The organism is Rhodococcus sp. EPR-147 (genome assembly GCF_001647185.1).
Lineage (GTDB): Bacteria > Actinomycetota > Actinomycetes > Mycobacteriales > Mycobacteriaceae > Rhodococcoides.
On sequence record NZ_LVCU01000476.1, the window covers coordinates 1 to 8,803 of the forward strand.

An 8,803-nucleotide genomic window follows, 5' to 3' on the forward strand; every position below is an offset into this window, starting at 1 on the left:
CTGGTGCTCGGGTACAACGGGCTCGGCCGCATCTTCGGCAACAGCGGCGGAGGTGGCATGGAGGCTCCGGCGGGGATGAGTGCCGGGGCAGCCGGGTCCAGCTTCGGCGGCTCGACCGGTCTGGACCGACTGTTCGGCAGCGAGATGGGAATTCAGATCTCCTGGCTCATCCCGGCGGCCCTGGTGGCGCTGGTCTTCGGGCTGATCGCTCGTGGCCGAGCGCCGCGAACCGACCTCCTGCGTGCGTCCCTGATTCTGTGGGGCGGGTGGTTCCTGGTGACGGCGTTGATCTTCAGCTACATGTCCGGAACCATCCACCCGTACTACACCGTCGCGCTCGCCCCGGCTTTGGCCGGGTTGATCGGAACCGGTGGTTACGCACTGTGGCTCAGACGTGAATCGATCTGGGGCAGAGCCGGCATGGCATCGATGATGATCGCAGCCGGGATCTGGAGTTGGGTGCTGTTGCATCGCAACGCGGACTGGCTGCCGGCACTGAAGTGGATCCTGTTGGTGGGAACCATCGTTGCGGCCGTGATGATCTTGGCGGCCGGGCGATATCGAAAGCTCACTGCGGCAGCGCTGATCCTCGGAGCCGCGGCAGGTCTGGGCGGCGGCGCGTCGTACGCCATTTCCACGACGACGAACGCGCACAGTGGTTCCGTCCCCACCGCAGGTCCGACCGGTGCAGTCAGCGACGGCGGTCCCGGCGGAATGCCCAGCGGTGGAATGCCGAGTGGTGGAATGCCGAGTGGTGGAATGCCGACGGGCGCGATGCCAAGCGATGCTGTGTCGGGTGGTGCCGTGCCGGGCGATGCTGTGCCGGGCGGTGACGCGGGCATGCCTGCTGATGCTGCCGATCTTCCGGCCGGTTTTGCCGGCGGCAACGTGGGCGGCGGGATGGCCATGGGCGGCATGGGCGGTGAGTCCAACGAGGAGTTGGCTGCGCTGCTTGAGTCGACGACCACGAAATGGTCTGCTGCAGTTAATGGTTCGATGTCGGCTGCGGGTTACGAGTTGGCGTCCGACACGGCGGTGATGGCCATCGGCGGGTGGAGCGGAGATCCTGCGCCGTCGCTCGACGAGTTCATCGAGTACGTCTCCAACCACGAGGTGACGTACTACGTGTCGGGCGGAATGGGCGGGGGCATGGCGCGCGGGGGCATGGGTGGCGACTCTGCGAGTACGTCCTCACAGATCCAGGAATGGGTCGTGGCCAACTTCACCGCCACGACGGTCGGCAGTGCGACGGTGTACGACCTCAGCACTTACACAGGCTGACACCGAACACATCGACACCCAGAAGTCACAGTTGTTCCACCGCAGACACTTCGACTGCGGTGGGACTTCTCTGTACTGACCCAAGATTCGTCAGAAGGGCGGAGGGTCATCGTCCGGTGCTGACGTAGGTACCGGCGCGGGCAGCGGCTGGATGATCTCCAGGCTCGACGTATCCGACTGTGTCGCGTGACCTTTTGGCCTGCGATAGACGGCGGGCAGGTGGCTCAGGTCGGAGAGTTGCGTGGTGCCGGGAACCGTAACCGCTGAAGTGCCGGCATTCGAGACCCAGAACTCGACGCCGTCGGCGAGCATCACCGGAGTCCACAGACCCATGGTCTTGAGGCTGTGGTGGTAGCGGCACAGGCAGTGCAGGTTGGTGTCGATGGTCCAGCCACCGGACTCGGGATCGCGATGGAAGTACGGGACGATGTGGTCGATCTCGCACTGCTGGGCCGGGACATCGCAACCCGGATGTCGGCAGGTGCGATCGCGATACCGAATACGTTCCGCCAGTGCGACAGTCGGGCGATAGATGAGGGCTCCGGGTGGCGGCAGCTCGAGACCGCCGTGCCCGTCCGGGTACCGTGCGATCCCGAGAGCTGGATCCGATGCGATCGCTGCTTCGAGTTCGGCAACGAAAGTGTATGTACCGCGATATGGAGTGGCGACACAGCTGTTCCGTGGTGGTTGTGTGGACTTCGGCGCCCGCAGGTGCCGAGGAACAATGCCGCCGACACGGCGACGACCACGCCCCAGCGGATGAAACACCAGATGTGAGGTGCTGCCCTTGGACCTGCTGTTTCTCGACTTGCCTACCTTGGATCCTCTGGGCTTCTTCTGGCCGTTTTTCGATCTGCTGTTGTTCGTGCTGCCGCCGCCGCTGTCGGCTCTGCTCTCGGCACCTTTGTCATCAGTGCCTACGCCACTGTCGGTATCGGTATCGAGGTCGATCAGTGACTCCAGGTCTTCGCCGTAACCGAGCTTCTCCGCCAGCTCGCGGGCTTCGGTGAGCAGGATCTGCCAGTGTGCGTTGTCGGCGAGTTCACGGGCGTACTCGGCATCGATGGGGCCGTGGCCGGCAAGGTGGGCAGGATTGGACAGCAAACCGGCGAGCGTGGCGAGGTCGACGGTGATCATCGTCAGTGGGGCGCGTCGATCAGGACGCACAGTATCGGCCGTGCACGGATTGTCGTCATCGGGCTCGCACATGCAGACCATCGACGACTCCTGCTGCAGCAGAGCAACATACGCTGCGGCACGCTTCTGCCCCTTGTTTCGCGGATCTCGACGGCAGACGGTAGCGGCCATCTCGTTGATCAACTGCCAGGCAGCTGCGGCGTCGGCGGCGGTGAGGTCGGCCTTCAGCGTCGACAGCACATCTTTGTCGGTGTACGTGACGTTCGTGTGCCGTTCCAAGTCCTTACGCAGAGCGGCGGCCTGCTCGGGCGCGATGCGGTACATGATCGACCAGATTTCCGTCGCCAGGGGGCCAGGTGACAGGCGTCGGGCAGCGTGCAGAACCTCGCCTTGGACGGCCGTCGCCGCGTCCTGCGTCAGGTTGTGGGTACAGCGGTATATCGCGCGGACGCGAGGAAGATCGAGTTCGCCGGCCTCGAACGCTGCTGCAACGGTAGGAAGCCGAAGCCGAAGGTCCATTCCTACCTCGGCGTACGTGTTCGCAACAGTCTTCGAGCAACCGAGAACGCGTGCGACTTCGGACGCCGCATAGTTGCCCGCGTCCTGAATGACATCACCGACGAGCACGTTCTGATGGATGCACGAGTCCCAGATAGCTGCGGCCAGAGCGACCTTGCGAGCGCACGCCTGATTCTCCAGAATCGCAACGTCTCGAATTTCGCCCAGCACTGTGCCGTTGATATACGGCTTCGATTGCGGCCCGAGATAGGCCGCGAACCGACTGCGCGTCGAACTGGATGTGATCACTGTGTAGTCGCCCCCCGGCACGTGTTCTGACTAGAAGTAGAACGTACGTTCGATGGTACGGCGGAATGCGAAGTTCGTCAACCCCAATTCTGTTGCGCGGAAGATGGATTGATGGAAGCGGCCTATACACCCAGCCACCGACAAGAATATTCGACTCCGACGCCGCGTAAGGCTCCAGGATGATCACGAGCCAGAACTACCCCGCCTTCGAGGTGAGCCCGGTATCGATTCCCCGGACTGATGCCGTCGCACCCGAGCCCCTGTGCGGCCTGTAGGGCATGCCGATGTTCGTCACCGTCCCCACCGCGAATCTCGCTGAATCGACCGAAATTCTGAACCGGAGCTCTCGGTTTCTTCGACCTCTTCGCGCTGGCCAGTGGCATCGATCCCCACCCAACTCACTATGGAACGAGTATGAATCGCTCCAGTACCACCTGAGTGTCGTCGTCGACGGTGAAATCGGGATCGCCCAGTTCCGCGTGAACCTCGGGCGAGTGCCAGAATCTTTCGTGCCCGGCGCGCCAGTGCGCCACGTCGATGTATCCCTCACCCTCGTCGAGGGCATGTTGGAGCGAAACATCCTTCAGCGCAACGATATCGACACCAGTGGTTTCGGCGACTCCCACCACGACTCCGGCTGAATCCACCACCGCGCCGCGTTCACCGACCCTCGGTAGCTCCTCTTCGGTGTACTGAATCAACAGGCTCGCTGTGCTGGTCTTCTCGCCGGAAAGCACAGCCGCAACAAGTCTGTCCCGCATTGGTCCGGGGTACGCGAATTCTACAATCGGTAGATCGGTCACTCGCCCATCATATTTCGAGGTCTACCCACACCAGCCGGTGGTCCGACGGGTGCTCGGTGCCCGAGGGCCAGTGGACGGCGGAGTCGATCACCGTCAGACCGTCCGACGGTAGCACGTAGTCGACGCGCAGGTCACCGGGCGTAGGGTCGGCGAAATCTGCTGTGTCCGTGCCGTGATCGGCCGAGGCGGGTGCCGGATCCTGCACCCGCGGAAGGTCGAGAACCTGCGCGATGGAACCGGCCACCGAATCGCCGTCCACCGGATCGCTGTTCTGATCGCCCAGCATGACGAACGATGCTCCGTCCTCCAGCCCGCCGCGTACACCGTTGTCGTCGTAGAGGTAGTCCGCACCCAAGATGTAATCGGCGCTGAGCCGGATCTCGTCGTGGTTGCGTTTGCCGTTGCGGTCCTCGGGCCCGTCGAAGGACGGGGGAGTGGGGTGTGACGCCAACACGTGCAGGGTCGTGCCGTTCACGTCGATCGGCACGTCCCAATGCGATTTGCTGGACAGCCGAAGCGCGTCGGAGGTATCTCCGTAGTAGTCACGCGGCAGCAGGGAATCCGGCATGTCCTTCCACAGGAAGTTCTGGAACGTACGTACCGAATCGGTGGCGATCGGGAACTTCGAGTACACGACCATCCCGTACTGGCCCGGGAACTGACCGAATCCCCACGCATCACCCGGGCCGCCGAGTGTGCCGTCCCGGTCCAGGTCGAGTCCCGAATCGACGCCCGTGTTCACCGGCGCAGTGAAGGAGTGCGGATACTGTCCGTCGAGATAGTTGTCGTTGAACAGCCTCACCGCATCGTCACCCGAGTAGTCGAACTCGTTGACCAGCAACACATCCGGTGAGTTCGCGGAGATCACATCGGCAACCGCGCGAGCCTGTGCGTCCTCACCCTGCAGATCGGTCACCAGCTGCCCGGCCACCGGCCGATTGAGGCTGGCATTGAACGTCGCCACCCGAATGCTCGACGGTTCGTCGGGGGCCGGGTTCGTGGCGGTTGGATTCACAGAGGAGCAACCGGCGGCCATGACGGCGAGGGTAACGGTGACGGCCACAAGTCTCGACATTCTCACGCTCGCCACCGTAGGAATAGCAAGCGAACACGAGGTGACAAAAGAACAAGCAGGCGTGCTTGCTTTTTTCAGGACCTCCTGTGAAGCTGGGCTCATGGCAGACCTCGACTCTCTCGTCGACGACCTACGCGCCGAGGGCAACGACCTCGATGCACTCGTGGCCGAGCTGACCCCGGAGCAGTGGGCAGCACCGACACCGGCCGCGGGGTGGACCGTCGCGCACCAGATAGCGCACCTCTCCTGGACCGATCACGTCGCGGAGCGGACCACGTCGGGAGCATCCGGCGATGTCGAGGCCAAGGAGGAGTTCGCTCTCACTCTGAAGAAGGCATGGGAGAACCCCACCGGCTTCGTCGACGAGGCGGCCGAGGAGGAGTCGCGTGATCCCGAACTACTGAGCACCTGGCGTACTCGACGCCGTGCCATGAACGAAGCGCTCACACAGGTTCCGACGGGGACCAAGATCGACTGGTTCGGACCCCCGATGAGTGCGGCGTCCATGGCCACGGCGCGTCTGATGGAGACCTGGGCGCACGGTCAGGATGTCGCCGACGCGGTGGGCGTCACCCGCGTCGCCACCGACCGAATCCGCGGCGTCGCACACATAGGCGTTCGCACAAGGGATTTCGCCTACGCGATCAACCAGCAAACGCCTCCCGCCGAACCGTTCCGCATCGAGCTCACCGCGCCCTCGGGAGAGCTCTGGACCTGGGGACCCGAGGATGCCGCCCAACGGGTGAGCGGTCCGGCACTCGACTTCTGCCTTCTCGTCACCCAGCGCGCTCACCGCGACGACCTCGGTATTGCGGCCGAGGGAGCCGACGCCGCGCACTGGCTCACCATCGCCCAAGCCTTCGCAGGCCCTCCGGGGGTCGGACGGACACAGTCAGGACGAGAGCAAGCATGACCGTACGAATCGGCAACTGTTCGGGCTTCTATGGAGACCGCCTCTCGGCCATGCGAGAGATGCTCGAGGGCGGCGAACTCGATTACCTCACGGGCGATTACCTGGCTGAGCTGACGATGCTCATTCTCGGTCGCGATCGAATGAAGGACGCGACCCGTGGCTACGCCAAGACCTTTCTGCGGCAGGCCGAGGATTGCCTGGGGTTGGCACTGGACAAAGGTGTCAAGATCGTCGCCAACGCAGGCGGACTCAACCCCCGAGGCCTGGCCGAGGCACTGGAGAAGCTGGACTCCGGCGCGAAGATCGCGTACGTCGACGGTGACGACCTCCTCGGCCGAGCCACCGAACTCGGTCTCGGCAACCCGCTGACCGCAAATGCCTACCTCGGAGCGTGGGGCATCGTCGAATGCCTGAACTCCGGGGCCGATGTCGTGGTCACCGGTCGCGTCACCGACGCCAGTGTCATCGTCGGGCCGGCCGCAGCCCACTTCGGTTGGACGCCGACCGATTACGACGCGTTGGCCGGGGCCGTGATCGCCGGACATGTCATCGAATGCGGAACGCAGGCGACGGGTGGCAACTACTCGTTCTTCACCGAAATCGCAGACATGTCCCGTCCCGGATTCCCCATCGCCGAGATCGAGTCCGACGGTTCGTCCGTCATCACCAAGCACGAGGGCACCGGCGGTGCCGTCAGCGTCGGCACCGTGACCGCTCAGCTGCTGTACGAGATCACCGGCGGGCGGTACGCGAACCCCGACGTCACCGCGCGGATCGATTCGGCGATCCTGGCGCAGGAGTCCAGCGATCGGGTGTCCATCACCGGCGTGACCGGCGAAGCACCGCCGCCCACCTACAAGGTCTCGCTCAACGCACTCGGCGGGTTCCGCAACGAATTCACGATGGTGCTCACCGGCCTCGATATCGAAGCCAAAGCAGCACTGGCACAACGGCAATTCGAGTCCTGGCTCCCGGCTCGCCCCACCGAGCTCGACTGGACTCTGGTGCGCACCGACAAGCCCGACGCCGAGACCGAGGAGACGGCCAGCGCCCTGCTGCGCTGCGTCGCGCGCGACAGCAACCCCGACGTCGTCGGACGTCAGTTCTCCGCCGTAGCAGTCGAACTGGCACTGGCCAGCTATCCCGGATTCTCGGTCACCGCCCCACCCGGAAACGGTGCGCCCTACGGAGTGTTCACCGCAGGCTTCGTCGACGCAGCCGAGGTGCCGCACGTCGCGCACCTGGCCGATGGCACCGAGTCCACCATCGCTCCGTCGACCGAGACGCAGGTACTGGAGCCCGTGGAAGAACCGGAGCTGCCTGCACCCAGAGCAGCCGAGGCGACCATTCGCCTTCCACTCGGAACCATCGCAGCGGCTCGAAGCGGCGACAAGGGCGGCAACGCCAACGTCGGGGTCTGGGTCCGCACCGACGACGAATTCTCCTGGCTGGTGCACGCATTGACGGTCGAGACTCTGAAGCAGATGCTGCCCGAGGCCGAGCCGCTCACCGTCACGCGTCATGTACTGCCCAATCTGCGGGCCGTGAACTTCGTCATCGAGGGAATCCTCGGCCAAGGCGTCGCCTCGCAGGCCAGGTTCGATCCACAGGCCAAGGGGCTCGGTGAATGGCTGCGGTCGCGGCACATCGACATCCCCGAACTACTCGCGTACAAGGGAGCACTCGAATGAGTATCTGGACGACGCCGGAGCGTCAGCAGCTGCGCAAGACCGTCCGCAGTTTCGTGGAGCAGGACATCGCCCCGCACATGAATCAGTGGGAGACCGACGGCGAGATTCCGCGTGAGCTGCACAAGAAGGCAGCCGCTCTCGGACTGATCGGAGCAGGCTTTCCCGAGGAGGTCGGCGGAGATGGTGGGGATCTGGCCGACGCCGTCGTGATCTGCGAGGAGATGCACCAGGCCGGTGCGTCGGGTGGACTGTTCGCATCGCTGTTCACCAGTGGAATTGCGTTGCCGCACTTGGTGGCTGCGGGCGACGCCGACCAGATCGAGAAGTGGGTGCGGCCCACGCTGGCGGGGGAGAAGATCGGCTCGCTCGCCATCACCGAACCGGGTGGCGGTTCCGACGTCGGGCACCTCAGGACGAAGGCCGTCAAGGATGGCGATCACTACGTCGTCAACGGCTCGAAGACGTACATTACCTCGGGGTGCCGAGCAGATTTCATCGTCACCGCGGTGCGGACCGGAGGCGAGGGCGCAGCGGGCGTCTCGCTGCTCGTCATCGAGAAGGGCACGCCAGGGTTCGAGGTCACCAGCAAGCTCGACAAGATGGGCTGGCGCGCATCCGATACCGCCGAGCTGTCGTTCGTCGACGCCCGCGTCCCGGTCGCCAATCTCGTCGGTGCCGAGAACAGCGGCTTCGCGCAGATCGCGCAGGCGTTTCTCACCGAGCGAATCGCCCTCGCCGCGCAGGCCTACGCCAGCGCGCAGCGGTGCCTGGATCTGACGCTGCAGTGGGTCCGCGATCGGGAGACCTTCGGAAAGCCGCTCATCGCACGGCAATCCGTACAGAACACCGTCACCGAGATGGCGCGCAAGATCGACATCGCCCGCGTCTACACCCGCTCCCTCGTCGAGCGGTCCCTGCAGGAGAACCAAGACTTCATCGCCGAAGTCTGCTTCGCGAAGAACACCGCCGTCGAGTCCGGGGAGTGGGTCGCCAATCAAGCGGTGCAGCTCTTCGGCGGGCTCGGCTACATGCGCGAGAGCGAAGTCGAGCGGCAGTACCGCGACATGCGCATCCTCGGCATCGGCGGCGGGACCAC

At 64.4% G+C, this 8,803-nt stretch carries 6 protein-coding genes and 1 pseudogene; 4 read left to right on the forward strand and 3 right to left on the reverse strand.

Annotated elements, in window-relative coordinates; all coding sequences use genetic code 11:
• Positions 1–1,281, forward strand: a pseudogene (locus A2J02_RS28395) (glycosyl transferase); the annotation flags it as partial.
• A 90-nt stretch (positions 1,282–1,371) separates the two neighbouring features.
• Here the strand turns inward: A2J02_RS28395 and A2J02_RS20335 are convergent.
• From A2J02_RS20335 to A2J02_RS20345, 3 genes are all read right to left on the reverse strand, one after another.
• Positions 1,372–3,225: an HNH endonuclease signature motif containing protein gene (locus A2J02_RS20335; RefSeq protein ID WP_068052754.1), complete on the reverse strand. Its 1,854-nt coding sequence runs from the start codon at positions 3,223–3,225 to the stop codon at positions 1,372–1,374.
• Between the two features lie 401 nt (positions 3,226–3,626).
• The gene (locus A2J02_RS20340) at positions 3,627–3,986 is read right to left on the reverse strand and encodes an ASCH domain-containing protein (RefSeq protein ID WP_068052742.1); all 360 of its coding nucleotides are present in this window, start codon (positions 3,984–3,986) and stop codon (positions 3,627–3,629) included.
• A gap of 49 nt (positions 3,987–4,035) precedes the next feature.
• Positions 4,036–5,103, reverse strand: a complete 1,068-nt coding sequence (locus tag A2J02_RS20345; protein ID WP_156516319.1) for an endonuclease/exonuclease/phosphatase family protein — start codon at positions 5,101–5,103, stop codon at positions 4,036–4,038.
• 100 nt (positions 5,104–5,203) lie between these two features.
• Between A2J02_RS20345 and A2J02_RS20350 the strand changes: the two genes are divergently transcribed.
• From A2J02_RS20350 to A2J02_RS20360, 3 genes are all read left to right on the forward strand, one after another.
• Positions 5,204–6,016 (forward strand): TIGR03084 family metal-binding protein, encoded by an 813-nt coding sequence (locus A2J02_RS20350; RefSeq protein WP_068052745.1) that lies wholly within the window; start codon positions 5,204–5,206, stop codon positions 6,014–6,016.
• Positions 6,013–7,707: an acyclic terpene utilization AtuA family protein gene (locus A2J02_RS20355; RefSeq protein ID WP_068052748.1), complete on the forward strand. Its 1,695-nt coding sequence runs from the start codon at positions 6,013–6,015 to the stop codon at positions 7,705–7,707. Before A2J02_RS20350 ends, A2J02_RS20355 begins: the two co-directional genes overlap by 4 nt.
• Positions 7,704–8,803 (forward strand): acyl-CoA dehydrogenase family protein (locus A2J02_RS20360; RefSeq protein ID WP_068052751.1); only part of this gene is annotated, 1,100 nt, incomplete at its 3' end. The genes A2J02_RS20355 and A2J02_RS20360, both read left to right, overlap by 4 nt.

Bases quoted from the DNA above. Each gene is read 5' to 3' on its own strand.
- A2J02_RS20350 (WP_068052745.1), top strand. From the start codon at position 5,204: ATGGCAGACCTCGACTCTCTCGTCGACGACCTACGCGCCGAGGGCAAC.
- A2J02_RS20340 (WP_068052742.1), bottom strand. From the start codon at position 3,986: ATGCGGGACAGACTTGTTGCGGCTGTGCTTTCCGGCGAGAAGACCAGC.
- A2J02_RS20355 (WP_068052748.1), top strand. From the start codon at position 6,013: ATGACCGTACGAATCGGCAACTGTTCGGGCTTCTATGGAGACCGCCTC.
- A2J02_RS20345 (WP_156516319.1), bottom strand. From the start codon at position 5,103: ATGTCGAGACTTGTGGCCGTCACCGTTACCCTCGCCGTCATGGCCGCC.